This window comes from Gluconobacter sp. DsW_056, assembly GCF_002153595.1.
GTDB classification, from domain to species: domain Bacteria; phylum Pseudomonadota; class Alphaproteobacteria; order Acetobacterales; family Acetobacteraceae; genus Gluconobacter; species Gluconobacter albidus.
In genome coordinates, this window is sequence record NZ_JOPF01000004.1 from 150,616 (window position 1) to 176,368 (window position 25,753).

At 59.2% G+C, this 25,753-nt stretch carries 22 protein-coding genes and 1 tRNA gene; 17 read left to right on the plus strand and 6 right to left on the minus strand.

Annotation, left to right across the window (positions count from 1 at the left end; translation table 11 throughout):
• Positions 1–14: 14 nt before the first annotated feature.
• Both HK22_RS03820 and HK22_RS03825 read right to left on the minus strand, forming a co-directional pair.
• Positions 15–1,823: an ABC-F family ATP-binding cassette domain-containing protein gene (locus tag HK22_RS03820; protein ID WP_086648394.1), complete on the minus strand. Its 1,809-nt coding sequence runs from the start codon at positions 1,821–1,823 to the stop codon at positions 15–17.
• 61 nt (positions 1,824–1,884) lie between these two features.
• A complete protein-coding gene (locus HK22_RS03825) occupies positions 1,885–2,625 on the minus strand; it encodes a response regulator (RefSeq protein ID WP_086648395.1) in 741 nt (246 codons plus the stop codon).
• Positions 2,626–2,848: 223 nt separating this feature from the next.
• Here HK22_RS03825 and HK22_RS03830 point away from each other — a divergent pair, with 223 nt between their 5' ends.
• The 8 genes from HK22_RS03830 to recQ all read left to right on the plus strand — a co-directional run bounded on the left by HK22_RS03830 (position 2,849) and on the right by recQ (position 12,127).
• Positions 2,849–3,355: a sigma-70 family RNA polymerase sigma factor gene (locus HK22_RS03830; protein WP_086648483.1), complete on the plus strand. Its 507-nt coding sequence runs from the start codon at positions 2,849–2,851 to the stop codon at positions 3,353–3,355.
• A gap of 131 nt (positions 3,356–3,486) precedes the next feature.
• Positions 3,487–4,062, plus strand: coding sequence for a sigma-70 family RNA polymerase sigma factor (locus tag HK22_RS03835; RefSeq protein WP_062028693.1), 576 nt, complete (start codon positions 3,487–3,489; stop codon positions 4,060–4,062).
• Between the two features lie 199 nt (positions 4,063–4,261).
• The gene (locus HK22_RS15070; RefSeq protein WP_158093537.1) at positions 4,262–4,435 is read left to right on the plus strand and encodes a NepR family anti-sigma factor; all 174 of its coding nucleotides are present in this window, start codon (positions 4,262–4,264) and stop codon (positions 4,433–4,435) included.
• Positions 4,432–6,306 (plus strand): sensor histidine kinase, encoded by a 1,875-nt coding sequence (locus tag HK22_RS03840; RefSeq protein ID WP_233142377.1) that lies wholly within the window; start codon positions 4,432–4,434, stop codon positions 6,304–6,306. Before HK22_RS15070 ends, HK22_RS03840 begins: the two co-directional genes overlap by 4 nt.
• 112 nt (positions 6,307–6,418) lie before the next feature.
• A complete protein-coding gene (gene cydD / locus HK22_RS03845; protein ID WP_086648396.1) occupies positions 6,419–8,104 on the plus strand; it encodes a thiol reductant ABC exporter subunit CydD in 1,686 nt (561 codons plus the stop codon).
• Positions 8,101–9,783: a thiol reductant ABC exporter subunit CydC gene (gene cydC, locus HK22_RS03850; RefSeq protein WP_086648397.1), complete on the plus strand. Its 1,683-nt coding sequence runs from the start codon at positions 8,101–8,103 to the stop codon at positions 9,781–9,783. Before cydD ends, cydC begins: the two co-directional genes overlap by 4 nt.
• A gap of 54 nt (positions 9,784–9,837) precedes the next feature.
• Positions 9,838–10,245, plus strand: coding sequence for an OmpA family protein (locus HK22_RS03855; protein ID WP_086648398.1), 408 nt, complete (start codon positions 9,838–9,840; stop codon positions 10,243–10,245).
• A 13-nt stretch (positions 10,246–10,258) separates the two neighbouring features.
• On the plus strand, positions 10,259–12,127 hold the full coding sequence (gene recQ / locus HK22_RS03860; protein WP_086648399.1) for a DNA helicase RecQ: 1,869 nt from the start codon (positions 10,259–10,261) through the stop codon (positions 12,125–12,127).
• Positions 12,128–12,131: 4 nt separating this feature from the next.
• Here recQ and HK22_RS03865 read toward each other — a convergent pair whose 3' ends face one another.
• Positions 12,132–12,623, minus strand: coding sequence for a copper chaperone PCu(A)C (locus HK22_RS03865; protein WP_198945475.1), 492 nt, complete (start codon positions 12,621–12,623; stop codon positions 12,132–12,134).
• Positions 12,624–12,743: 120 nt separating this feature from the next.
• Here HK22_RS03865 and nrdR point away from each other — a divergent pair, with 120 nt between their 5' ends.
• The 3 genes from nrdR to thiL are packed head-to-tail and all read left to right on the plus strand — an operon-like array spanning position 12,744 to position 14,701.
• Positions 12,744–13,244: a transcriptional regulator NrdR gene (gene nrdR, locus HK22_RS03870; RefSeq protein WP_062028675.1), complete on the plus strand. Its 501-nt coding sequence runs from the start codon at positions 12,744–12,746 to the stop codon at positions 13,242–13,244.
• A complete protein-coding gene (nusB, locus tag HK22_RS03875) occupies positions 13,241–13,720 on the plus strand; it encodes a transcription antitermination factor NusB (RefSeq protein WP_086648400.1) in 480 nt (159 codons plus the stop codon). Before nrdR ends, nusB begins: the two co-directional genes overlap by 4 nt.
• Before the next feature lie 3 nt (positions 13,721–13,723).
• Positions 13,724–14,701 (plus strand): thiamine-phosphate kinase, encoded by a 978-nt coding sequence (thiL, locus tag HK22_RS03880; protein ID WP_086648401.1) that lies wholly within the window; start codon positions 13,724–13,726, stop codon positions 14,699–14,701.
• A 24-nt stretch (positions 14,702–14,725) separates the two neighbouring features.
• Here the strand turns inward: thiL and HK22_RS03885 are convergent, their stop codons facing one another.
• Positions 14,726–15,919 (minus strand): hypothetical protein, encoded by a 1,194-nt coding sequence (locus HK22_RS03885; protein WP_077803890.1) that lies wholly within the window; start codon positions 15,917–15,919, stop codon positions 14,726–14,728.
• Between the two features lie 139 nt (positions 15,920–16,058).
• Here HK22_RS03885 and HK22_RS03890 point away from each other — a divergent pair, with 139 nt between their 5' ends.
• Positions 16,059–16,862, plus strand: a complete 804-nt coding sequence (locus tag HK22_RS03890) for an SDR family oxidoreductase (protein ID WP_086648402.1) — start codon at positions 16,059–16,061, stop codon at positions 16,860–16,862.
• A gap of 111 nt (positions 16,863–16,973) precedes the next feature.
• Positions 16,974–17,942, plus strand: a complete 969-nt coding sequence (locus HK22_RS03895) for a glucokinase (protein ID WP_086648403.1) — start codon at positions 16,974–16,976, stop codon at positions 17,940–17,942.
• A 34-nt stretch (positions 17,943–17,976) separates the two neighbouring features.
• On the opposite strand, the gene HK22_RS03900 is transcribed toward HK22_RS03895, so the two are convergent.
• A tRNA-Cys gene (locus tag HK22_RS03900) sits at positions 17,977–18,050 on the minus strand.
• A gap of 156 nt (positions 18,051–18,206) precedes the next feature.
• On the opposite strand from HK22_RS03900, the gene HK22_RS03905 reads away from it, so the two are divergent.
• The 4 genes from HK22_RS03905 to HK22_RS03920 are packed head-to-tail and all read left to right on the plus strand — an operon-like array spanning position 18,207 to position 23,817.
• Positions 18,207–19,664, plus strand: a complete 1,458-nt coding sequence (locus HK22_RS03905; RefSeq protein WP_062031306.1) for a TolC family outer membrane protein — start codon at positions 18,207–18,209, stop codon at positions 19,662–19,664.
• Positions 19,665–19,693: 29 nt separating this feature from the next.
• Positions 19,694–20,221, plus strand: a complete 528-nt coding sequence (locus HK22_RS03910) for a DUF2497 domain-containing protein (RefSeq protein ID WP_233142379.1) — start codon at positions 19,694–19,696, stop codon at positions 20,219–20,221.
• 55 nt (positions 20,222–20,276) lie between these two features.
• Complete coding sequence (locus HK22_RS03915; protein WP_086648404.1) at positions 20,277–22,943, plus strand: valine--tRNA ligase; 2,667 nt, start codon at positions 20,277–20,279, stop codon at positions 22,941–22,943.
• The gene (locus HK22_RS03920) at positions 22,936–23,817 is read left to right on the plus strand and encodes a hypothetical protein (RefSeq protein ID WP_077802926.1); all 882 of its coding nucleotides are present in this window, start codon (positions 22,936–22,938) and stop codon (positions 23,815–23,817) included. The genes HK22_RS03915 and HK22_RS03920 overlap by 8 nt, the downstream gene beginning before the upstream one ends.
• Here HK22_RS03920 and ilvD read toward each other — a convergent pair.
• The gene (gene ilvD / locus HK22_RS03925; protein ID WP_086648405.1) at positions 23,795–25,651 is read right to left on the minus strand and encodes a dihydroxy-acid dehydratase; all 1,857 of its coding nucleotides are present in this window, start codon (positions 25,649–25,651) and stop codon (positions 23,795–23,797) included. The genes HK22_RS03920 and ilvD overlap by 23 nt on opposite strands.
• Positions 25,652–25,753: the final 102 nt, after the last annotated feature.

Sequence of the window (25,753 nt, forward strand, 5' to 3'; positions counted from 1 at the left end):
GAATTTCTTTCAAGTCACTGATTTTCAAGAAGTTCTTTTTTCATTTCCAGTTCAAGCCACTCTTCCTCGGACTGGGTTAATTCCCCCTCGGCGGCCTCAAGAAGCTGCGTGGTCTTCTCGAATTTTGTAGAATCCCGACTATAAAGCTCCGGGTCTGCAAGAACGTCGCGATAGGCCTGAATCTTCTTTTCCAGATCAGCCATTTTCTTGGGAAGAAGGTCCAGCGCCCGTTTGTCGTTATAACTGAGCTTCTTCGTCTTCTTGTCTGTTTTCAAAGCAGATTTTGGTGTAATCTCTTCTGCGCCCGAAGATGAAGCTTCACGGCCTGCCGGCGCCTCTCCACGCTGGATCAGCATGTCCGAATAACCGCCCGCATATTCGATCCAGTCTCCGCCGCCATCTGAGACCAGAACCGAACTCGCCACCCGATCAAGAAAATCACGATCATGGCTCACCAGCAGAACCGTACCCGCATAGTCGGCCAACATGTCCTGAAGAAGATCCAGCGTTTCCAGATCCAGATCGTTGGTCGGTTCATCAAGCACCATGAGGCTCGACGGCTTGGCCAGAGCACAGGCCAGTGCCAGCCGCCCCCGCTCTCCGCCCGAAAGCTTTCCGACCGGCGTACGAGCCTGCTCCGGGCGAAACAGGAAGTCTTTCATATAGCCGATGACATGACGCTTTTCGTCGCCCACCTGCACCATGTCCCCACTGCCGCCAGCAAGGGTCTCGGCCAGCGTTTTCGCTGGATCGAGGCTTTCACGCTGCTGATCCAGCGTCACCATGGCCACGGAAGGTCCCATCTTGATGGTGCCGGATTGCGGCTCCATCTTCCCGGTCAGAAGGCGCAGAAGCGTTGTTTTGCCAGCGCCGTTCGCTCCCACCAGCCCCAGCCTGTCACCACGCAGAATCCGCAGGTCGAGATCTTTGACGATGGCCCGGTCATCATAAGCCCAGTTAAGGCCTTCTGCTGCAATCGTGATCTTGCCCGCGCTTTCGGCATCAGTCGCCGCCATTCGCAACGTACCCTTGTTACGGGAGGCAAGCTCACGACGCTGCGCCCGAAGCGCTGCCAGTTCTCCAACACGGCGGACATTGCGCTTGCGACGCGCCGTGACGCCGTAAATCATCCAGTCTTCTTCCCGCGCGATCTGGCGGTCGAGCTTGTGCGCGTCGCGCTCCTGCTGGTCCAGCACCTCATCACGCCAGGTTTCGTAACGGGCGAACCCCTGGTCAAGTCGACGCGTCACGCCATTTTCCAGCCAGACAACGCTACGAGACAGCGTCTCCAGTAAACGACGGTCATGGCTGATAACGATCATCGCGCAACGGGAGGCGGAGAGCTCCTTTTCCAGCCATGTGATGGACGGAAGGTCCAGATGGTTGGTCGGCTCATCAAGCAGCAGCAGATCAGGTTCGGCAGCGAGAGCACGGGCGAGGGCGCAGCGCCGCACTTCCCCACCTGAGAGACTCTGACAGCTTTCTTCCCCCGTCATACCAAGTTCGGCCAGCATCGAACGCGCACGATAGGCCTCGGTCTCGTCAAGGCCTTCAGATGCGTAATCGAACGTGGTGGCGTAGCGCGAAAGATCCGGCTCCTGCGCCAGATAATGGACCTTTGTGCCGGGCTGCACGAAGCGCTTCCCGGAATCCGCCACAAGATCGCCTGAAGCGATCTTCAGCAACGTGGATTTTCCGGAACCATTCCGCCCAACAAGACAGATGCGCTCACCGGGCAGGACAGCAAACTCCGCGCCATCAAGAAGCGGTCGTCCGCCGAGAGTAAAGGTAATATTCTGAAGGGAGAGTATGGGTGCCGACATGGCTTCCTATGTGTCGCAGCGGGACGTCCGCCGCAAGTCACCCCCAAACCAAATTATGACATCAGACAGGCGTGACGCCACCGGTAACGGCCTGATAAGTCGCGACGGCCAGCGTCATCGGCTCAAATGGCTTGGTAATGACGAAAGACGGTTCCTGCGTTTCACCCGTCAGCAGACGCTCCGGATAGGCCGTAACAAAAATGACCGGTGCCTCATGAGTCCGCAGGATGCGCCCTACAGCCTGCATGCCATCCCCGCCGCCGCCAAGATTGATATCCGCGAGAATGAGACCGGGTTTTGTTTTTGCTGCCAGAGCAACCGCATCGGCTTCCGTATGGGCAACCCCCGCAATCCTGTGACCGCAGCGTTCGACCAGATCCTGAATGTCCATGGCGATGATCGGCTCATCCTCAATAATCAGAACGCTGGTCTGGGCAATGCCCTGAAGGCCCGCGCGCGCTTTGTTGAGTTCAGCCGCTGCCTCTTCTTCAGTCATCCCAAGAGCCTGTGCACTGGACACAAGAGACTGTTCCTCGAGAGACGTCAGCAGAAGAAGGGCACGCTGACGGAGGGGCATGCCCACCGTGGCATCTGCGGCATGCTGCTCCTGGAATGCACTCACAAGCAGGCCGTAAAGCGCCTGTCGCGCAGACAGGCCATTATTGCGAGATGTCTCCATCAGCGTTTTCAGTGCCGCGGCGACAAGCTGATCACCCGTTTTCTGGTCACCGACAAGGGCGCGAGCGAAGCGGCGGGCATAGGGAAGTGCCTTGACGAGTTCCTGACGTGCCGGATCAGTCATGAGTCCATGGCCTCCTGAAAAAGATATCTGCCGACCCACCCCGAAACGGAATGCATCCTGCTATGAAGGTCGAATAACCATGACACGATGCCCAATCTCCGTATAGTGTTTGTGACTGCGCGACCGTCTGCAATGTCGCGTGAAGGATCTTCTTCTGAACACACCAGCGTCCGAAGGGCACCAATCAGGCCCATCTCCCGGAAAAATCAGTTTCCACAGTAATCTGCTGCAGACCCTGCCAGATCTGCGAGGGTTCGCACGTTTCCTGACACGGGATGCGGTGGCTGCGGATGATCTGGTTCAGGACACGATTGTCCGTGCACTGGCTTGTCAGGATCAGTTCCAGCAGGGAACGGTCCTGAAAGCGTGGCTGTTCACAATTCAGAGAAATGCCTTTTACGAACAGACGCGCCGACGCAGACGCGAGCAGGAGATCATGCTCGATATCGAACTCGACATGCAGCCCTCGACCGCTGCCCCCTCGCGTCAGAACGCCCGCGATGCCGTCCAGGATCTGGGAGAGCTGCTCTGGAAACTTCCCGATCTGTTACGTGAAGCCCTGATCCTCGTGGGCGGACAGGAACTTTCTTACGAGGACGCCGCGCAGATCTGTGATGTTCCCGCCGGCACCATGAGGGCCCGTGTTTCCCGGGCCAGAGCCCGCCTTGCAGAGCTGGCCTCAGAAAATACCGACGACCCAGAACCAGATCAGGAAAAAAAGACTGACTGATTTTTGGCTGTATTCCGGGGAATTTTGACGCAGCAGCTTTATTTTCAAAAATTATGCGCCTCGGGATGCAACATTTTCGTTTGGCCATTCATTGATCTCCTGAAAACAGAACGAAATCAGGAGTCAGTTCCATGACGTTCCACGATCAGGTTATTGCCATTCTTCCGAAGCTGCGCGTTCAGGCCCTTTCCCTGACCCGCAACCGTGCGGCTGCCGAAGACCTCGTACAGGACGCCGTGTGCAACGCTCTGGCTGCACAGAACAGCTTTATCCCGGGAACGAATTTTTCGGCGTGGATGCACCGTATTCTGCGCAACCGTTTCATTTCCGATCTTCGCAAGCGTCGTGAGACGACTGATATCGACGATGTGCCCGCAGCGTCTTTCGCCAGCCCGGCCACCCATGAAGACAGTCTCGCCCTGAAGGATCTGTCGATGGCGCTCTCCCGTCTCCCGTCCGATCAGCGCGAAGCTCTTGTCATGGTCGTGATTCAGGGCATGAGCTACGAAGAGCTGGCCGAGGCAACGGATTGCGCCGTCGGCACGGCAAAAAGCCGCGTCTTCCGGGCCCGCCGTCAGCTGGAAGCCTGGATGAGCGGAGACCTTCCGACCAACGACAAGCTCCGTGTGAAAGTCAAAGCCCTGCGCGATGCCATGGATGCCCGCCGTCGCGCTGGCCATTCTTCTGAGGATCTCATGCTCTCCTGACCACGTTGTCTGCAGCAGGGCAAATCCCGTCCATTGCGGATTGGAAGCGATTGCAGAAAACGCGGTGTTTTCGTAAGACTGTTTCTGGCAGTTCATCCCGCAACGGCTTTTCGAAAAGAGGCCGGAGTTCGCGCCATAATCAGTATCAGAAGTGCAGAATCTGCGCTTCTGACGTCACAGGAAGGTTCGGGACCAGCCAATGACCGCAGGAGACAAGCGGAAGTCTTCAGTCAACGATATCAAGGCCGAGGAACAGGACTCACCTTTTGGTATCTGGCTGAGCCGGGGCCTTCATCAGCTTTTCGATGATGTTGCAAACGAGCCCATTCCCGATGAGCTTCTCAGACTGATCGAGGAAGACCGAAACAAGTGACTGTTACCCGGTCTGGTTCTCCAGACCTGAAGCCGAGGCGCTGGCATCGTCTGTTTCGCGGACGCAAGGCCCTGCGCCATGTCCGTATGCTTGATACTGTCGGCGCCCGGGTCATGGCACTGATTGTCGCGACCACTCTTCCTCTCGCCATCATCGCATCAATGCTTGCCTGGCACAGCTATCAACAGAATGTCGGCAACAGCACCCTGCGAACCGAACGCGATATGCAGCTCGCAATTTCAGAAATCACGACGGATCTGGATCAGACCCATACGCTTCTGGATATGCTTGCTGACGGCGACATCTCGTCGGGAAACGCACTACGGGAATTTGCTCTTGTCCAGACAGTCTCCCAGCATCATTACTGCCTGCTGATGCTGACGGATGTGGAAGGTCGCCCCTCGGTCGTGCTGCCTTCGCCGTCAACGCAGGACGCAGCGATCTGTCATTCTTCCGAACAGGCATCACCGTCGATGATGTCCGCCTCCGCACGACTTCCCGTGGTGGGGATAGATGTCCTGAAGGGTGAGCGTGGTCCGCTCCTGAAGTTTGTTGTTCCCATTCTCAGCAATAATTCCGTTTCCGGCTATATCATAGCCATACGCACCCTTGGCTGGCAGCAGAGCCATCTTCGGAAAGGAGGCAGCCGTCTCCTCCTTGGAACAGACAATAATTCCCGGCATTTTCTGACGATGCCGGACTCATCTCTGTATTCGTTATTTCCAGATCGTCCCATATCGGCAAATCTGCCCCCGAAAGCGATGACCCGCCTGGAGAGGGATATTACCTCCCTGAGCCAGCACGATATCTTCACAAGCCAGGGCATCACATATGCTTTCCAGAATGCTTACGGACCGGTCAGTCTGATCGTCGCCACCGAGCGCACGGCCGAAGAAAGCCACGCTCTTAATATCTTTCTGATCCGGGTCAGTCTGATTGTCGGTTTGCTGGTGCTGGAACTGCTTGTCGTAGCACTCGGCGCAAGCATCTTTCTGGTTGATCCTCTTGAAAAGCTTGCCCTTGCCGTTGCTGACTGGAGGCGGGGCGCACTGTTTGCACCCAGGACCAATCATTCAATCCCGCTTGAAATCCGGCATCTGGAAAAAGCTTTCCTCCGTGCCACACGTCGGCTGACCCAACATGAAAAGGATCTGGAGCAGTCGGCCCGAAATCAGGATATGCTGATCCGCGAGATCCACCACCGCGTAAAGAACAACCTGCAGGTTGTTGCATCCCTGCTCAACCTGCAGGCGAGCCGCATCCGCTCCCATGAGGCACGCGAAGAATTCCGCCTCGTAAGAGATCGTGTAAGGGCGCTCGCGACCCTGCATCGTTACCTGTATTCGGAAAGCGGCCTCTCGGCGCTGGACGTCCAGAGTTTTCTGGAAGAACTCTGCAGCATCCTGCTCTCAGCCAACAGCATGAATGCCCAGACCCGTATCCGGCTTCGGCTGGATATCGAACACGTTCTGATCTCTCCTGATCAGGCCGTACCCATTGCGCTGATCGTGACCGAGGTGCTCAGCAATGCCCTGCGATATGCATTTCCCGGCGAGCGGGCCGGACATATCATCATTGCCCTGCACAAAGTCGTTCCATCATATCCTGAAAAAGAAGGACTGGTGGAACTGAAGCTGGGGGATGATGGCATTGGCATTGATGCCGGTCAGGCCAGCGAGTCCAGGACTCGCAGGGAAGGAATCGGCATGCAGCTTATTCGTGGATTTGCCCGCCAGATCAACGCGGACATGACGGTCAGCAACGAAAACGGTACCTGGTACACCCTGCGCTTTATTCCCGAACGCCCGTCTCTGACGGCGCTCGCCATGGCCCGCAAAGCCATCAGTCACGATGAAGACTCGACGCGGTAATAGCGTAACGGCCACAGGTTCCACCTGCAAAACCACGAAAAAACCTAAATAAGCAGCAAGAATTGCCTCAGGCACTGTCTTGTCGGGCTTTTGCGACCTATATGCAGGGATCATGAAGGCCGACAAGACAATCGCAAAAGCGTGGGTAAAGGCACAGGGACGCGCCAGCCGCTCCCGAACCTCTGTCGTAGTATGTTTAGGATTGCTCTCAACCCTGCTGGGACTCCTGCAGGCCTGGGCGCTGGCACGAACGCTGGCTTCCGTGTTGACGCACGACACGGACAGTACCGGACCGGCACTTGCCGTCTTCCTTCTTGCCTGCCTTCTCAGGGTCATTCTCTCGACCGTGCAGGAAATGACGGCCGTATCGGCGGGAATTCAGGGGCGTCGTCGTCTACGTAAAGAAGCTCTTGACCGGATCCTCAACGAAGGACCGGCCCTTCTGCGCCGCCACCACAGCGCCGCCATCGCCGCGACACTGGTTGACCGGATCGAGGCGCTGGACGGCTATTTCGCGCGATGGCTACCCGCTGCGTCGCTCTGGCTGGTCTCGCAATGGCTGGTCGTGGTCGCGGTTTACGTTGAAAACCATCAGGCTGGCCTGATTCTTGCTGCGTGTTGCGCCGTACTCCCCATCTTTCAGGCCGTCTTTGGAATCGCCACCGCCGTGGCGTCCCGTAAACAGTTTCTGGCCATGGCACGCCTTCAGACGCGTTTTCTGGACCGTGTGAAGGGAATTGCAACCATCGTTCTCTCAGGCGGGACCGAGCGTGAGGCACAGGCTCTGGCGAAAAGTGCCGATGATCTGCGTCAGCGCACCATGAAAGTCCTGCGGATCGCGTTTCTCGCTTCCGCCACCACGGATGTAGCCATGGTCGTGGCACTCGTGCTCATCGTCGTAACGCAGGCCCACACTCTCATGGGTCATCCTTCCAACGCCATCCTGACCCGCGCGCTCTACGCCGTTCTTCTAGTTCCTGAAGCATTCGCCTCGTTCCGTGCACTTTCAGCAGCCTATCAGGATCGTGCGCACGCTACCGCCGCCGCAGAAGCCATGCATGAACTGGCTCCGCTGACTGCGCGCGCAGCCAGTGGCCCGAACGTACGTCATACCGGAGGCGGCATTTCGGTCATGGCAGAGAACGTCTCTTTCGCATGGGACGAGCAGCGCGGCACGGTCATCCACGATATCGGTTTCACTCTTGCCGCAGGCGAGACTCTTATTCTGGAAGGCGCATCCGGAGCTGGCAAATCCACACTTCTGGAACTGCTGCTCGGCTTTGTTTCGCCCTCACAGGGACGTATCCTGTTTAACGGCCAGGACATGCAGGATTTTTCCCCGCGACAGATTTCTTCCCTGATCAGCTGGATCGGTCAGAAGCCTGTCCTTTTTGCCGGGACCATCCGGGAAAACATCCTGTTCGCCAAGCCCGATGCGACGCCAGAAGAGATTCATCATGCGGTCTCCGCTGCTGCCGTCGATCAGTATTTGTCATCTCTGCCAAACGGTCTGGAAACACGGATCGGCGAGGGCGGATTTGGCCTCTCCGGCGGTCAGGCGCAACGCATTGCCATTGCCCGTGCCTATCTCAAGAACTCGCCGCTTCTGCTGCTGGATGAGCCAACCTCCCATCTCGACCCCAAAACCGAAGCCGAGATCCTCCTTAGCCTGAAAGAACTGGCAAAGGGCCGGACGGTCATCCTGTGCAGCCATTCCGCACAGGCCCGCCAGTTTCAGGGACGCCATCTTGTTCTTGATGGGGGCCGCGCCATCGCCTTTACGGGAGAAGCCGCATGAGCGCCCCGCTGCCTACAAACCCGGTCGCAGCAACCCGCAGCGAAACGGCACTCTCCCGTATTCTTCAGGTCTGGCGTCCGCAATATACCCGCCTCATCACTGGCATCGTCATCGCCGAACTGGCCGTCTGTGCCGGACTGGCCCTGATGGGGCAGGCCGGTGGCCGCATGGCAGGTGCGGCGATTGGTGTGGGAGCCGCCTATCTTCTTCTCCGCCTTTCCGGCGCCGCCCAGATCATCCTGCGTTATTTCGAGCGTCTCTATACCCATGACGCCATGTTCCGCGCCCTGGCGGATCTGCGGGTCTGGTTTTATCGCAGGCTTGCTGGCGGAGCTGCGGCAGGTCTGGGTTTCCAGCGCTCGGGAGACCTGCTCTCCCGTCTGGTCTCCGACGTCCAGACCCTTGACAGCCTGTACCTGCGCATTCTCGTTCCATTGATCTCAGCGCTGCTGACTCTCCCGATCGCCACGATCGTCTGGATGAAGGCAGGAACACAGGCAGGACTGCTGACAGGTGCGCTGTTCGCAATCCTGGCCTTCGTTCTGCCGCTTCTGGGAGCGCGCCTGTCCCGGCGTTTCGGACCGGACATTCTTCATGCGGAATCGGAGCTGCGGGTTGCCGCACTCGATCTCGCCTCGGGCCTTCGGGAGGCCCGGGCCTTCGGCGCGGAAGACGTCCTTGCCGCAGTCGTTACGGAGCGGCAGGAAACACTCTTCAAGACCCAGCGTCGCCAGCAGACACGCATGGCCCTCATGCAGGGTTTTGCGGGCCTCATCGCCAAGGGTGGTATCGCCATCATTCTGTGCGCAGTAGCCGGAATTCTGTTTCCCCAGGCACCAGCCGTCGCTGGCCTTACGGCGCTTTTCGTGGCGATCACGGCACTTGAAGGCGTGACGGGCCTGGCGCGGGCCGGTCTGCTGAGCGGACAGGTCAACCACGCCGCACAGCGGATTGTCGAGATTGCCGATAAGGCTCCTCCAGCTCCAGAGGGTAATGCGCCACTCCCGCTCGGACGGGATCTGCGTCTCGAAAACGTGACGTTCAGCTGGACGCCGGATCGCGCGCCGATCTTCCGTAATCTGAACCTGACCCTGCGTCAGGGAGAGCGTGCGGCGCTGATCGGCCCTTCCGGAGCCGGAAAGTCCAGCCTTGCCGCTCTGCTTCTCAAAGCCGCATCCCCCAAGGAGGGCCAGATCCTGCTGGGCGGGACCGATATCAGCACCCTGCGTGACCGTGATCTTCGCTCGCAGATCGCATGGCTGTCGCAGGCCAGTCACCTGTTTGACGATACGGTACGCGGGAACCTGCTTCTGGGCCAGGAAGACATTCCCGACGAAGCCCTCTGGACAGCTCTGGAGCAGGCCCGGATCGCAGATGTCGTTCGCAGCCTGCCTGACGGCCTTGAGACATGGATCGGCGAAGGCGGCTCGAAGCTGTCGGGCGGGCAGGGGCGCCGCATTGCTCTGGCACGCGTCCTGTTGTCCGATGCGCCCATCCTCGTCCTCGACGAACCCGCAACCGGGCTGGACGCCGATACCGAGCGCGCGTTTCTTGAAACACTCAATAACGCGACCGAAGGACGAAGCATCCTGCTGATCGCGCATCGTCTGACAGGTGTGGAAAAACTGGACCGCATCTGGCGTCTGGAAGACGGACAGGTTATTTCCAGTGCATGCTGAACGGCGCACGCCGACGCAGCTTCACGCCCCTCCACCCTGACAGGACGCTACGCCATGGCACGTCTCCTCTCCTTCGTCCGCATCGCGGCTCCGGTTTTCGTTCTGTCAGCTGCGCTGGCAGGATGTGCCGAACAGCCCACGCGCGACAGCTACGTTGTTTTCTTCGACCGTGAATCGGTCACGCTCAGCCCCGTCGCACAGGCTGTTGTCACCAAGGCCGCCACGGCGGCCCGCGCTGAACATGCCACTATTGTCCGCGTTTCCGGTTCCGCCGGCGTGAATGGCGATGCCGCAGTCCTGAAAGAACTGGCCACGAGCCGCGCACAGGTGGTCGCGACACAGCTCAGCAGCGACGGCATCAATGGCGCGAAGATCGAAATGACGCCCTACACCCCGAGCCAGCTTGAAGATTCACACGTCGCCCTGCGTCGCGTTTCCATCACCATCGTTCCGGGTCTCTGATCCGGAAGCAGAAATGACACAGGCGCAGAACCCTTATCCCGTTGACCCGCAAGCCAGCTTCCCCCTGACCCCTGAAGGGGTGCTGGCGAAAGTCTTCGGATTTTCGGGGTTCCGCGGCCTCCAGCAGGACGCCGTCGAAACGGTCATGCGAGGCGAGGACGTTCTCGTCCTCATGCCGACCGGTGGCGGTAAAAGCCTGTGCTATCAGGTTCCCGCGCTTTGCCGGGATGGGATGGGCCTCGTCATTTCGCCCCTGATCGCCCTGATGGACGATCAGGTGGCGGGTTTACGGCAGCTTGGAGTGCGGGCTGCTGCCCTGCATTCCGGACTTGAGCCGGATGAACGCGACGAACTCCAGAGCGATCTGCGCAATGGCCGGATCGACATTCTCTATATTTCCCCCGAACGCCTGCTCCAGCCTGCAACGGCGAATTTCCTCTCAAAACGCCAGATTTCGCTGATCGCAATTGATGAAGCACACTGTATCTCGGCCTGGGGTCATGAATTCCGCCCGGAATACCGCGCTCTCGCAAGCCTACCTGAAATGTTTCCAGGCGTCCCGCGCATTGCCCTGACGGCTACGGCTGATCCAAGAACCCGCAACGATATCCTGAACGCCCTGGGCATGCCCGAAGCGCGGGTTCTGATGGCGAGCTTTCATCGCCCCAACCTGATTGTGGAAGCCCGTGCCAAAGCCAGCGAAAGCCGCCAGCTCCTCGAGACACTTCAGAGCCACCGTGAAGGTGCCTCCATCGTCTATTGCGGCAGCCGCAACAAGACCGAACGCGTCGCCACGATGCTGCGCGACAAGGGACTGACGGCTCTGCCGTTTCATGCAGGCCTTTCCGCGCTCGAAAAGCGCGCCACACTGATGCGCTTTCGCTCCGGCGAAGAAATGGTCATCGTCGCGACCATAGCCTTTGGCATGGGCATCGACCGGCCCGACGTGCGCTGCGTCGTCCATCTGGACATGCCATCCTCACCAGAAGCGTATTACCAGCAGATCGGACGGGCAGGGCGCGATGGCGAACCCTCAGACACCCTGCTGCTGTATGGTGGCGAGGACATGGCGCGAGCGCGATACTGGCTTGAACAGTCCAGCGCACCAGACCACGAAAAGCGGGTCATGCAGGCCCGCCTGGAAAGCATGATCGCGCTTACGGAAACCACAGGCTGCCGTACCCAGGCGCTGCTTGCGTGTTTCGGGGAAAACCTTCCCCAGCCCTGCGGCCATTGTGACAACTGTATCAATCCGGTCTCGACATTCGACGGCACGCAGGCCGCGCAGAAAGTCCTGTCCGCGATTTATCGCACCGGCCAGCGCCTTGGCGCGGTCCAGCTCTCCAATATCCTGCGCGGCAAGACGAACGAGACGATCGAGCGCAATGCCTACCAACATCTTTCTGTGTTCGGGATTGGCAAGGAGCATAGCGAGCAGTGGTGGCGCGCCGTCATCCGTCAGTTGATCGCGCGCGGCGCCATCCGGATGCACGGTGAATATGGCAGTCTGGCGCTTCAAAGCGACATTGCCCGCCCCATCCTCCGCGGCGAGGAACGTGTCGCGCTCAGGCTTGAAGCCAAGGCCGCCTTGAGCGCCAGCGCAGGCTCGAATGGCAATACGGAAAACGACCGCCTGTCAGCGGATGAAAAACCGTATTTTGATGCCCTGCGACAATGGCGTCTGTCCGAAGCGCGGGAGCAGGAAATTCCGCCCTATGTCATTTTCCATGACTCAGTCCTACGGGATATCGCTCGCGAACAGCCTGAAAACCGTGACGGGCTGGGCTGCATCAAAGGCGTCGGCGCCTCGAAACTGGATCGCTACGGAACCGCTGTCCTGACCGTTCTGCGGGAAATCCGCGAGCCTGCCTCAGCCCACTGAAGCCTCAGTCATGGGTCAGTTCGTCAGGCCCCGTCACGGTGAAGCTAACGGTTATGCTGCCGCCGTTGAGAATATCGAACGTGAAAGGCACCTTGCTGCCTACAGCAGGCATCTGCCGGATACCCATGCACATCATGTGATAGCCCGAGCGCGGAAAGATCATTGTGGAATCGTGAGGTAAGGCCAGATGGGTAAAGAGATCATTCGCCCCTTCGGTCTGCTGCTGGTTCGTATGATGTGCAACCACGTTCTCGCAGAGCGGAGACGAGATACCCTTCAGAAGATGATCGACACTGTCATCGTTGCGAATCGTGAAGTAGCCCGCGCCGCGGTTCGGGAAATATGCCGAAGGGCGGAATGTCCCGTCCATGACCACGACCCGCTCCGCATCATGAGCGGCATCTGGCGGCGTCGCTGTTCCCGAAAGTGACTGCTGGGCCAGTGCCTGCGACGCAGAGAGAGCAAAGAGGGCGGTCAGGACAGATACCCGTTTCAACGACAGTCTCCCGTGAGTGTAAGCAGTTTCGTTCAAGGCCCGTTTGGGCCGGAACGCATCATCCGGTAAAGTGCTCCCACTTACCCGGCCCCGACAAGGCCCGAACTCTCAGGATCGCGAATGCGTTGCCCTTTTTGTGGACATGACGATACCCAGGTCAAGGATAGCCGCTCCACGGAAGATGGCGTTGCCATCCGGCGCCGACGCGTCTGTTCGGCATGCACACAGCGTTTTACGACCGTCGAGCGGGTCCAGCTCCGCGAACTCTCCGTCACCAAGGCAGACGGAAGACGCGTTCCTTTTGACCGGGACAAGCTGGCACGCTCCATCCGCGTCGCCCTGCGCAAGCGTCCGGTTCCCGAGGAACGTCAGGAACAGCTGGTCAACGGGCTGGTCCGCCAGCTTGAGGCTTCAGGGGAACACGAAATTTCTTCCCATCGCATCGGCCAGCTTGCGATGGACGCATTGCGCGAAGTGGATGGTGTGGCCTATGTCCGCTTCACCAGCGTCTACCGCGACTTCCGCGAGGTCGAGGCGTTCTCGAAAATCCTCGCCGACATGAAACCCATTCCCGGGGATACGGCCGTACCGTCCCCCGACGACTCCCAGGAGACACCATGACCGTTACCGACGCCACCAACCCGACGCGCCGCAGCCGGACCATTGCCCGCGTCGCAGTCGTTCAGGCGCTGTTCCAGTGTGAACAGTCCGGCGACACGGCGGAAACCGTCATCAGCCAGTTCATCCGCCATCGCCGCGTCAGTTCCACCGCCCTGTTCGAAGACGGCCATATTCCCGATGCCGACCTGAAACTGTTTCAGGAAATCGTCCTCGGCGTTACCCGGCGGCAGGACGACATCGACACGAAGCTGAGCGGCGTTTTGCCCGAACAGTGGCCGCTGCCGCGTCTGGACCCTGTCCTGCGCGCGCTGCTGCGCGGCGCCGTTTTCGAGCTGATCGCTACCGACACGCCGGACCGGATCATCATCAACGAATATCTGGACGTCGCTCACGGCTTCTTCTCCGGCGATGAGCCCAAGATGGTCAACGGGATCCTCGATACCCTCAGCCGCAGCGGTAATGACGGCAACACCTGATCCATGACGGGCAGATCGGACTCCGAAAACGCCGGATCAGGCGAGTTCAGCTTCATTGCCCGTCATTTCCGGCCTCTCGCCGGAGCAGAGGCCCTCGACCTGCGGGATGATTGCGCGCTGATGCGCTGCCCCGAAGGCGAGGAATTTGCCATCTCGACCGACACCATGGTCGAAAACGTCCATTTCCTTCCTGACGATCCACCGGAGACCCTCGGTCGCAAGCTGTTGCGGTGCAACCTGTCCGATCTGGCGGCCATGGGCGCGCGACCCCATGCCTACACGCTGAACGTGACCGTCCCGCGCGGAGGCCGACACGACGAAAGCTGGTTTTCCGCCTTCTCGCGCGGCCTCGCGGAAGACCAGCGGCGCTACGGCGTGCATCTGATCGGCGGCGATACCACATCCATCTCCGGCCCACTGGTCCTGTCCGCCACCGTATTCGGACGTCTCAGACAGAACACGGCGCTTCGCCGCAACGGAGCCAGGGCAGGCGACGATATCTGGGTCACAGGAACGATCGGCGACGCGGCCCTGGGGCTGCTGGTTCTTCAGGGCAAACTGAAAGACCCATCGGGTTTTCTGACCGGGCGATACCACCTGCCGCAGCCCAGAACAGGCTTGAAGCTTCACGGCATTGTCAGCGCGGCAATGGATATCTCAGACGGTCTCATTCAGGATTGCGGCCATATCGCCGCGGAATCAGGCGTCCAGCTTGTTCTCAAATCGGAAACCGTGCCTGCGTCGGAGGCGGCTGTGCTGCTCGGACAGGAATGGCTCATGCAGCGCCTGTGTGGCGGCGACGATTACGAGTTGCTCATCACATGCCCGCCCGAACGGTCACAGGCACTTCAGACAGCGTGCCAGACCGCCCATATCCCGATCCACCGTATCGGCAAGGTTCAGACGGGCAGTGGCGTCAGGGTTCTGGACGCGGAAGGACAGGACATCGTTCCCGAACAGGGCGGCTGGCAGCATTTCTGACGCCGCCCTGTAAAAATCCGGCTTTCAGGCCGGATCGTCGATTGGTCGTTCATAGAGCCGATAGCGCTTGTATGGCTCGGGAACGATGCTTTCAGCCAGATTACGCATGTTGGAATCGGAAGCCTGAATCCAGCCCAGTTCCACCCAGGAATAGGGCAGGGACTTCCGGCGACGCATCAGTTCGGCAATTGCCAGCGAAGGCAGGAGCGCACCCAGAACGGTGCCACGCAAACGCTGCGTCACACCCAGCAGAATGACACGCGCCGAATGAAAGCGGTGCGTCGTCAAACGGGCCGCAAGCTTTACCCAGCCCAGAGGAGAGGGAGAGCCTCCCAGATCGCCGGCAATGTCGTAAAGATTGGGAACCACCAGCGCCATGGCAACAGGTTCGCCATCCTGGTCGATCTGGACATAATGCTCAGGACGAAGAACCGGACCAAGCTGTTTGATCATGGCCTTCATTTCGTAGTCCTGAAGCGGTACGAAATTGAACTTGTCGCTCCAGGCATCATTGTAAAGCTGGCGCAGGATTTCGCCCTGATCGGCGATCTGCTTCTTCGACAGGCGCCTGATGGCAATCGAGCCGAGTCGGCCTTCGCCAATCTTGAGATCGCCTGGAACCTTGAAACGCGACTCCGTCTGGTCATCGAGATCGAGCTTGTAGCTGAGCAGATCCTCAACCGGCGTATAGCCCGCCTCTTCGACCAGCTTGCCCATCAGGCGCGGGTGCCAGGGCATGGCAACCATCAGAGGCTGATCCTGCCCTTCGATCATCAGGCCGGATTCGCCATTGCCGCTCAGCGTGACAGGGCCGCGCATCGTCTGCATCCCCTGAAGACGCAACCAGTTCCGGGCCGTCTCCAGAAGCGCACTGACGACACTGCCTTCAGGAACGGCGTCCAGTGCGCCGAAACATCCGATTTTCATGCCCCAGTGCTCGATGGCACGATGATCCACAATTGCCGCGATACGCCCCACAGCCGTGTTTCCACGCCATGCCAGGAAGTAGCGAATGCTTGCATGCCGAAAAATCGGCGCTTTTTTCGGATTCAGAAGGTCATCCTGTTCCATGTCGAAAGGCGGGACAAAACCTGCCATTCCAGCATAAATGCGACGGGGTAGCGTCGTGAACAGTTTGAGATCAGCCCGCGTCGTTACTGGCCGGACCACAAGATCATCATGCGGCGCAGGGATGTCAGTCCTGTCGGGCAGTGTCATAATGGCAGGTGTACCTCTGATCGAAAAAAACATCCCGTCCAGCGGGGTGATGTGCCAATACGGCACGGGGTCGCATCTTGTTGCATGGGAGGGCTATACCCTTCCAGTCCCGATCCGACCACGAATAAAGCGGTTTCCCATGTCAGATGCTTCTGTTTCCTCTTCAAACGCTCCGTTTCACGTCCTCATTACCGGAGGATCGAGCGGTATCGGCGCCGCCCTGGCCCTCCAGTACGCCCGACCGGGAACGCATCTGACGCTTTGGGGCCGCAATCCCGCACGCCTTGAAGACATTGCCGCACAGGTCGTCCGCAAAGGAGCCTCGGCAGAGACACTGTCCCTGGATCTCTGCCGGACTGACGACGCCCTGGCCGCCCTGCGCAAAACGGACGATACACAAAAGATCGATATTCTGATTCTGGGCGCCGGACTGGGCGATATCCGCCCTGAAGGCGCCCTGACGGAAACAGCCGAGCAGGTCCGCGACATCTCTCTTGTCAATTTCACAACGCCTGCGACCCTCGCCACAGAAATGGCCTCACGCATGGCCGTCCGCAAAGAAGGCCGGATCGCGCTGGTGGGTTCAGTTGCAGCCTTCCACGATCTCCCGGTTGCCACGGCCTATAGCGGCTCAAAAGCAGGTCTGGCACGCTTCAGCACGGCCCTGCACGCCGCCATGACCCCGAACCATGTGTCTGTCACACTAATTTCACCGGGTTACGTCGACACACCGATGAGTCAGCGGCTCGAAGGGGCGCGACCTTTTCTCGTATCCTCGAAGCATGCTGCCCGCATGATCGCACGTGCCATCGGGCAGGGAAGGGCGCATCTGCTTTTTCCATGGCCATTTGCCATCGCCCGTTTTCTTGAAATGATCGTGCCACGCGCCATAGTTCACAGGCTGCTGCGGACGGCGGAGGTCCGGCAGCGCCCAGTCCGCTGAATTACGACTTCCATCACATCCGGAACTTGACGCGGAGGAACCGGTAGGCAACTGCTGCGCATAGAAAAAGCGCAGGCCGTCGGCCAGCATCGCCAGAGGACTTGAGGTGCCATGAGGGAAATCGTCGCCGTCGATATCGGTGGAACGCACGCACGTTTTGCAATCGCGACCATCGAGGATGGCAGGGTCGTCACGCTGGGTGAGGCCACGACACTGAAATGTGCGGAACATGGCAGTCTGGCGCTGGCATGGGAAACATTCGGCCGGTCCCTGAACCGTGACCTGCCGCGCGAAGCCGGCATTGCGGTAGCCTGTCCGGTCAGCGGAGAAATCCTCAAGCTGACCAACAACCCCTGGATTATCCAGCCCAGTCAGCTCCCCGCGCGCCTGCACCTTGATAATTTTGTGCTGGTCAATGACTTCGGCGCTGTGGCCCACGCCGTGGCACAGGTTGATTCATCCTACATGAAGCATCTGTGTGGACCGGACATCGACCTCCCAACCCAAGGCGCCATCACTATCGTCGGACCGGGAACGGGTCTGGGAGCCGCCTGCCTTCTCCGCCGCAACGACCGGTATTTCGTAATGGAAACCGAAGGCGGCCATCTGGATTATCCTCCCCTCGACGAGCTGGAAGACAAGATCCTCAGTGCGCTGCGTCTACGTTTCCGCCGCGTTTCCGCCGAGCGCATCGTCTCCGGCCCGGGACTGACCAACCTGTATGAAGTCATTGCGGAAATGCAGGGCTGGCCCATCACCCTGCGTGACAACCGGACGCTGTGGCAAAACGCGCTTGACGGCTCAGACACCGTGGCCGTTGCCGCGCTGGAGCGATTCTGTCTCAGCCTGGGCGCAGTTTCCGGCGATCTCGCTCTGGCCCATGGCGCACGTGGTGTTGTCATCGGCGGCGGACTGGGCCTGCGCCTCGCAGACAGTCTCGGCCATTCCGGATTCGCCGAACGCTTCGTCGCAAAAGGACGCTTCGAAACCATGATGACCGAAATGCCGGTCAAGATCATCACTCACCCACAGCCCGGCCTGTTCGGAGCTGCCGCCGCATACGCAGAAGCTCATCCGTAAAAAAACTACTGTCTGGATTTCTGGGGAAAGTCTCTGGAGGTCCGGGCGGGAATCGAACCCACATACGCGGATTTGCAGTCCGCTACATCACCATTCTGCCACCGGACCTCGATGGAGACAGGCGCTATATCCCTCTTAGCGCCTGAAGGGTCAAGACCGATAATTGATCTGCAGAAGGATTTTTCTTCTGCCTTCGAACAGGCTATTAAGAACTCATTCACATAACGTTGTGATATGATGCAGACTTCAAGAGCAGGAAATCTCATGACTTCAGGGTGCAATGGCGCGACGAAACTGACGGCCCCGCTCGGGCTCGGTCTACTGTCGCTTCTCCTGAGCGGAACTGCTCTTGCCCAGAAATATGATGGCAGTGGCTCACCAAATTTCATTCCACATACGCTGCAGGAAGCTCTCTCAACAGCATATCTGACCAATCCGACACTTCGTGAAGAACGCGCGCATTTGCGGGCAACCGACGAGCAGGTGCCTACCGCACTTGCAGGCTGGCGTCCGACTGTTCAGACGAGCATGAATCTTACTTACTATGACGGAAGCACGAACTATGCTTCAAGCGGCGGCTATCTCGGAAGTTCCCGACGCTATCAGACGCCTGGTTACATGGGAAGCGTCACCATTACACAGCCGCTCTATCAGGGTGGGAAGACCGTCGCCAGCGTTCACGCCGCAACAAACCAGATCATGGCTGAACGTGCCCATCTGATCCAGACGGAGCAGGAGGTCTTCACTGATGTTGTCAACGCTTATGTCGGCCTTATTGAAGACGAACAGCTACTCCAGATCGCAATCAACAACGAGCACGTCCTGCAACAGCAGGTCGAGGCAACCCAGGAACGTTTTCACGTTGGTGAAATCACCCGGACCGACGTAGCACAGGCGCAGGCCGCCCTTGCAAGCGCCACGGCTGAACGACAGCAGGCCGAAGGTACGCTCCAGAGTGCTCAGGCAACGTATCTTCAGGTCGTTGGGATCGCAGCTTCTCCCAATCTGGAAGCGCCCCAGCCGCTTAATCTGCCGGTACACAGCGAACAGGAAGCCGTTGCCGTCGCAGTCCAGAACAATCCTCAGGTCGTGAATGCACTCTTCACCGAAGCGCAGCGCAAAGACAACATTTCCGTCCAGATCTCCCAGATCATGCCCAAGGTTTCGGCAAGCCTGAACTATCAGCGCTCTGTCAATCAGGCTTACGGCGATTCCCTTCAGGATAACAAATTCGGCGAAATCGAATTTTCCGTTCCTCTTTATCAGGGCGGATCGGAATATGCTTCCATCCGGGGCGCCCGTCAGGATGCTCAGGCTGCCCATCGGGAAGTCGATGTACAGCGTAGAACAGCGCTGCAGAAGGCAGCATCCAGCTGGCAGCAGATGGTGGCCTACAAACAGTCCATTTCCAGCGATCGTATGGCGATTTCCGCAAACGTGATTGCACTGGATGGCGTCGAACGGCAGGCCCTCCTCGGAACGAGTACCACGCTCGCGGTTCTTCAGCAGCAGCAGACCCTGCTACAGTCCCAGAGAACGCTCGTTCAGCACCTTTCGAACCTCGTGACATCTTCATACTCTGTTGCAGCCTCGATCGGACGACTGACAGCAGTGGACCTCAAGCTGGGCGTCCCGCTTTATGATGAAAAAGCCTATTACAACGCCGTCAAGAACAAGCTCTGGGGCATGAGCGACTACGCGATCAACCAGCCCGGTCGCTAATTTCAAGCAAAACGGAATATCCGACATCCATGACCACTTCTGATTTGAACCAGCATGAACATCACGACGGCGAAGACATGACGGACGTCCTGAGTTCCATCAGGCGTATTCTTCACGACGATCCCGCCCCGGCTGCGACAACCGAGGAGACACAGAGCATGCCACATCAGGCAGAAGAACTGACCCTTGACAGTTCCATGATGGTCGCCCCGCCTGCACCCTCCGCAGCAACCATATCCACTCCGGAAGCCGCTCCTTCAACAGGAGACGGGACAACTGCACCTTCCGCAGAAACCGAGCAGAGCCGGAATGATCTTATGAACGCCCAGACCGTCGCAGCGGCGGAGCGCTCTCTCGATGAGTTGCATGCGGCATTCAGCGGCACGACGCCCCTGGCATCCGATACCGTCATCAGCCGTGGAAGCGGCCTGACGATCGAAGACATGGTTCGCAGCGAAGTCCGCAGCATGGTCCGGACATGGCTGGACGCCCATCTGCCGTCACTGGTTGAAATTCTTGTCCGTGCAGAAATTGCTCGTCTGCGTCCACGAGAGTAAGAAGGGAGGTGGAAGAGAATTCTTCCACCTGCTGTACTGACTGTCCTGGATAACCATGCTCGAAAAAAGCTTCGTCCCCGCCGACCATGAAAACGCCCTCTACGATGCGTGGGAGAAAAGCGGCGCTTTCCGGGCTCACCCCGACAAACCCGGTGAGCCTTTTTCGATCATGTTTCCCCCACCGAATGTCACGGGAACGCTTCACCTCGGACATTCGCTGAACTTCGTCCTTCAGGACATGCTGATCCGCTGGAAACGGCAGGAAGGGTTCAACGTTCTCTGGCAACCCGGAACGGACCATGCCGGCATTGCGACGCAGATGGTTGTCGAACGTGCCCTGGACAAGGAAGGTACCAGCAGAACCGCTCTGGGACGCGAAGGCTTTCTCGAACGCGTCTGGGACTGGAAGCATGAGTACGGTGGCACCATCGTCCAGCAGCTTCGCAAACTCGGCGCGTCAGCGGACTGGGAACGTGAACGTTTCACGATGGACGATGGACTGTCCCGCGCGGTCCGCAAGGTTTTTGTCACCCTTTACAAGGAAGGGCTGATTTATCGGGACCGCCGTCTGGTCAACTGGGATCCGAAATTCCGCTCAGCCATATCGGATCTGGAAGTGGAAAACCACGAGACCAAGGGGTCCATGTGGTACATCCGCTATCCGCTGGATGATGGCCGGACCATCACCGTTGCCACGACACGTCCGGAAACAATGCTCGGCGACGTCGCGGTCGCTGTCCATCCCGAGGACGAACGCTACGCCGACATGATCGGCAAGAGCGTAACCCTACCGCTGACAGGACGACGCATCCCTGTTGTCGCGGATCTCCATTCCGATCCGGAAAAAGGCACAGGCGCCGTCAAAATCACGCCTGCCCACGATTTCAACGATTTTGAAGTCGGCAAGCGTCACGATCTGCCGGCTCCCACGGTTCTCGATGAAACCGCCTGTCTGTGGATCGAAGAAATACGTCCTGAGCTGCGGGATATTGAGGGGCTGGCTTCGGTCGCATTCGTCGAAACCCTGAATGGCCTGAGCCGTGAAGAGGGGCGCAAGCAGGTCGTCGCAGAGCTTGAGCGTCTGGAATGGCTGGAAAAGATCGAGCCGCACAAGCTTCAGGTGCCGCATGCAGAACGCGGCGGGGCCATCGTTGAACCACGACTGACGCTCCAGTGGTACTGCGATGCCAAAACGCTCTCCGGCCCTGCGGTTGAAGCGGTTGAGAGCGGGAAAATCACGTTTGAACCTCGCCAGTGGGAAAATACGTTCCATGCCTGGATGCGTGATATCCAGCCTTGGTGCATCAGCCGTCAGCTCTGGTGGGGACATCGCATTCCGGCCTGGTACGGGACGGACGGCAAGGTCTATGTTGCCGAAAACGAGCAGGAGGCTCAGGCTCAGGCCGGTGAAGGCATAACGCTCTCACAGGATGAAGACGTTCTGGACACCTGGTTCAGTTCCGCGCTCTGGCCATTCACCACGCTCGGCTGGCCGGACAAGACGGATGAACTCGCCCGCTATTATCCGACCAGTGTGCTCGTCACGGGCTTTGACATCATTTTCTTCTGGGTCGCCCGGATGATGATGATGGGGCTGCACTTCATGGATGATGTTCCGTTCCGGACTGTCCTGATTCATGGGCTGGTCCGGGACGAAAAAGGGCAGAAAATGTCCAAGTCCAAGGGCAATGGCCTGGACCCGCTGGACCTTGTTGCCGAGTTCGGGGCAGATGCCACGCGTCTTGCGATCTGTGCAGGAACGGGGCCGGGGCGGGATATCAAGCTCGGGCGCAAGCGCGTCGAAGAACATCGCGCGTTCATTACAAAACTCTGGAATGCGGCGCGTTTTCTTGAAATGAACGGGGCGAAGCCGACAGAAGGCTTTGATCCGGCAAGCGTCAAAACTGCGCTTGGGCGCTGGATCCTGACGGAAGCAAATGACGCGGTGGCGGAAGCTGGACGCGCTCTTTCGGCGTATCGTTTCGATGAATATGCCAACTGCTGCTACCGTTTCGTCTGGAGCCGGTTCTGTGACTGGTTCGTGGAGTTCTCGAAGCCCGTCTTTGCGGCTGAGAACGAGGAAACCCTCGAATTGCGGGCTGTCAGCGCGCATGTTCTGGGGCTGATCCTGCGGCTGATGCAGCCGGTTATTCCGTTTGTGACGGCCACGCTGTGGAAAGAACTGGGCTATGCGGGGGCTTTTGAAGACAGCCGCTGGCCGGAACGGGTGAATGTTGATCAGGCAGACGCGGCCCGTTCAGAGCTGAACTGGGTCATTCGTCTAATCAGTGATGTCCGGACCGTGCGCTCGGAAATGAACATCCCGCCTTCGCAGAAAGCGCCGCTTCTGCTGCGCGATGCGACTGCGGAAAATCTGGCTCGCGCCCAGACCTGGGCTGAGGCCATTGGACGGATGGCACGTGTGTCCGAGGTTGGCGTGGTGGGTGACAATGCGCCCCGTAACGCCGCACAGATCGTGCTTGATGAGGCGACCGTTTTCATCCCGCTTGAAGGACTGATTGATCTTGATGCGGAGCGGGCCCGTCTTGCCAAGGAAGCTGCGCGGATCGAAGGCGAGATCCTTAAAGTGACGCGCAAGCTGGATAACGCGGATTTCGTTGCCCGCGCCAAGCCGGAAGTGGTGGAAGAGAACCGGGAGCGTCTGGCATCCTTTCAGAGCGATCTGGCACGTCTCAAGGCGGCTCTGGGGCGTCTTGCCTGACTTAAAAACCTCTGCCTGCCTTGGCGCCGTCATTCTTGCTGTCATGGCAGGAACGGCGGCAGCCCGGGCACTCCCGGAAGGCCGAAGCCTTGAGAATGCCGTCATAGCGGGCGAGCATCTCGATGTTTCGGTCTTTCGGCCTGCGTCCTGCCAGATCCGGGCCATCCTGATCGTTCTGGCAGGAAAAGAGCGGAACAGCGCGACATATCGTGACGACGCCATTCCGCTGGCCAGACATGAATGCAGTCTGGTGTTTGCGCCTTATTTTTCCATATCCCGTTTTCCCGTCCAGCAGTATCAGCGCGGGGGGTTTCCAGCCTCGGCACAGAGCATGGTTCCTGCCGCCCTGTATATGAGGCCGCTGGAACAGTGGGCCCGCAACGTTTCCGATGAGCCGCACGTGCCGATCATTCTGGTAGGGCATTCTGCAGGAGCCCAGTATCTGGAACGGGTTGCAGCTTATGCTCCGGGAGAAGAGGTCATGACGATCATCATGAACCCCTCTACCTATGTCGAACCGGAGACGAATACGGCCGTTCCTTACGGCTTCCGCAACTGGCCCGAAGCGGCCAGCCTGCCGGACCTCCGGCGCTATCTTTCAAGCAATATTGCCGTCATTCTGGGCGCGGAAGATACGGAAACCTCTTCGGCGACGGAACATCTGGCCGCCGCGACGGAACAGGGGCGCAACCGTCTTGAACGGGGACAGTGGGCCTATGCGCAGGCCCGGGAGCAGGCCGACAAGCTCAATGTTCCGTTTGGCTGGACGATTACCCTTGTTCCGGCAACGGGACATGCTTCCGCCAAAATGCTGGCGTCCGCCGAATTGCAGGACGCCGTCGAGAGTGCAATCAGGTCCGCGTCTTCACGATGATCTGTGACAGGTCGCGGACGGCGCCATGGGCTGCACTCGTGGTCATGGCGGCATAGGCCTGAAGGGCTTTCGAGACCACGCGCTCCCGGTTGGGCTTCCACGCATCTACGCCACGCGCATTCATCCGCTCCCGCCGATCGGCGATGTCGGCATCCGAAACGGCGAGATGCAGGCCGCGCCTGGGGATGTCGATCTCGATACGATCGCCGTCCTCGACCAGTCCGATCAGGCCGCCTTCGGCAGCTTCGGGAGACATGTGACCGATAGAAAGACCCGAGCTTCCGCCTGAGAAGCGGCCATCCGTGATGAGGGCGCAAACCTTGCCCAGACCCTTCGATTTCAGATAGCTCGTCGGATACAGCATTTCCTGCATGCCGGGGCCACCCTTGGGGCCTTCGTAGCGGATGACTACGACGTCTCCGGCCACGATGTGGTTACCAAGGATCGCCGCCACGGCGTCATCCTGGCTCTCGAATACGCGCGCCGTTCCCGTGAAGGTCAGGATGCTGGCTTCGACACCAGCCGTTTTGACGATGGCTCCATCTTCGGCGAGGTTGCCGTACAGCACGGCCAGTCCGCCATCCTGCGAGAAGGCATGGGCCTTGTCGCGCAACACGCCGGCTTCACGGTCCTGATCCAGTTCATGATAGCGGCTGGACTGCGAGAAAGCGTGGACCGTGCGGACGTTGCCTGGCGCGGCCTTGAACATATGGGCGGCTTCCTCATCCCCGTTCAGGATGTCCCATTTCTTCAGTGCATCGCCGAGTGTGGGCGCGTGAACAGTGGGAACATCCGTGTGAATCAGGCCTGCGCGGTTCAGTTCACCCAGAATGGCCGGGATGCCGCCTGCGCGATGGACGTCTTCCATGTGCACATCATTCTTGGCCGGGGCCACTTTGCACAGATTGGGGACGCCACGCGAGAGGCGGTCAATGTCGTGCATGTGGAAATCGACGTCACCTTCGCGGGCGGCGGCCAGAAGATGCAGGACCGTATTGGTCGAGCCACCCATGGCGATGTCGAGCGTCATGGCGTTCTCGAAGGCCGCGCGGGTTGCTATGCTGCGGGGCAGGGCGGAGGCGTCGTCCTGTTCGTACCAGCGGCGTGCGAGTTCCACGACCAGACGGCCAGCGTTCAGAAACAGTTCGCGGCGGTCGCTGTGTGTGGCCAGCAGCGAACCGTTGCCGGGCAGGGACAGGCCCAGCGCCTCGGTCAGGCAGTTCATGGAATTGGCCGTGAACATACCCGAGCACGAGCCGCAGGTCGGGCAGGCGGAGCGTTCGATCTGTTCGGACTCGCTGTCGGACACGTCAGGATTGGCGGCCGCGACCATGGAGTCAATCAGGTCCAGCTTGCGCGTCACACCGGGGCCGTTGATTTTACCGGCCTCCATCGGGCCGCCGGAGACGAACACGACGGGGATGTTCAGGCGCATGGACGCCATCAGCATGCCCGGCGTGATCTTGTCGCAATTGCTGATGCAGACGATGGCGTCAGCGCAGTGCGCATTGACCATATATTCCACGGAATCCGCGATCAGCTCCCGCGATGGCAGGGAATACAGCATGCCGCCATGGCCCATCGCGATGCCGTCATCGACTGCAATCGTGTTGAATTCCTTGGCAATTCCGCCGACTTCCTCGATCGCGGACGCCACCAGACTACCCATGTCCTTCAGATGGACATGGCCCGGGACGAACTGCGTGAAGGAATTGGCAATGGCGATAATGGGTTTGCCGAAATCGCCATCCTTCATACCCGTCGCCCGCCAGAGCGCACGGGCGCCAGCCATGTTGCGGCCGTGAGTGGTGGTGCGGGAGCGATAGGCAGGCATGGAACAGACTTTCATGACGGAAGAAGGCCCTGATCCATAGCGAATCAGACGCGCAGAAGCCAGTGCAGGAAAGATATGAAAACCGGAGCCTGCTCCTCTTGC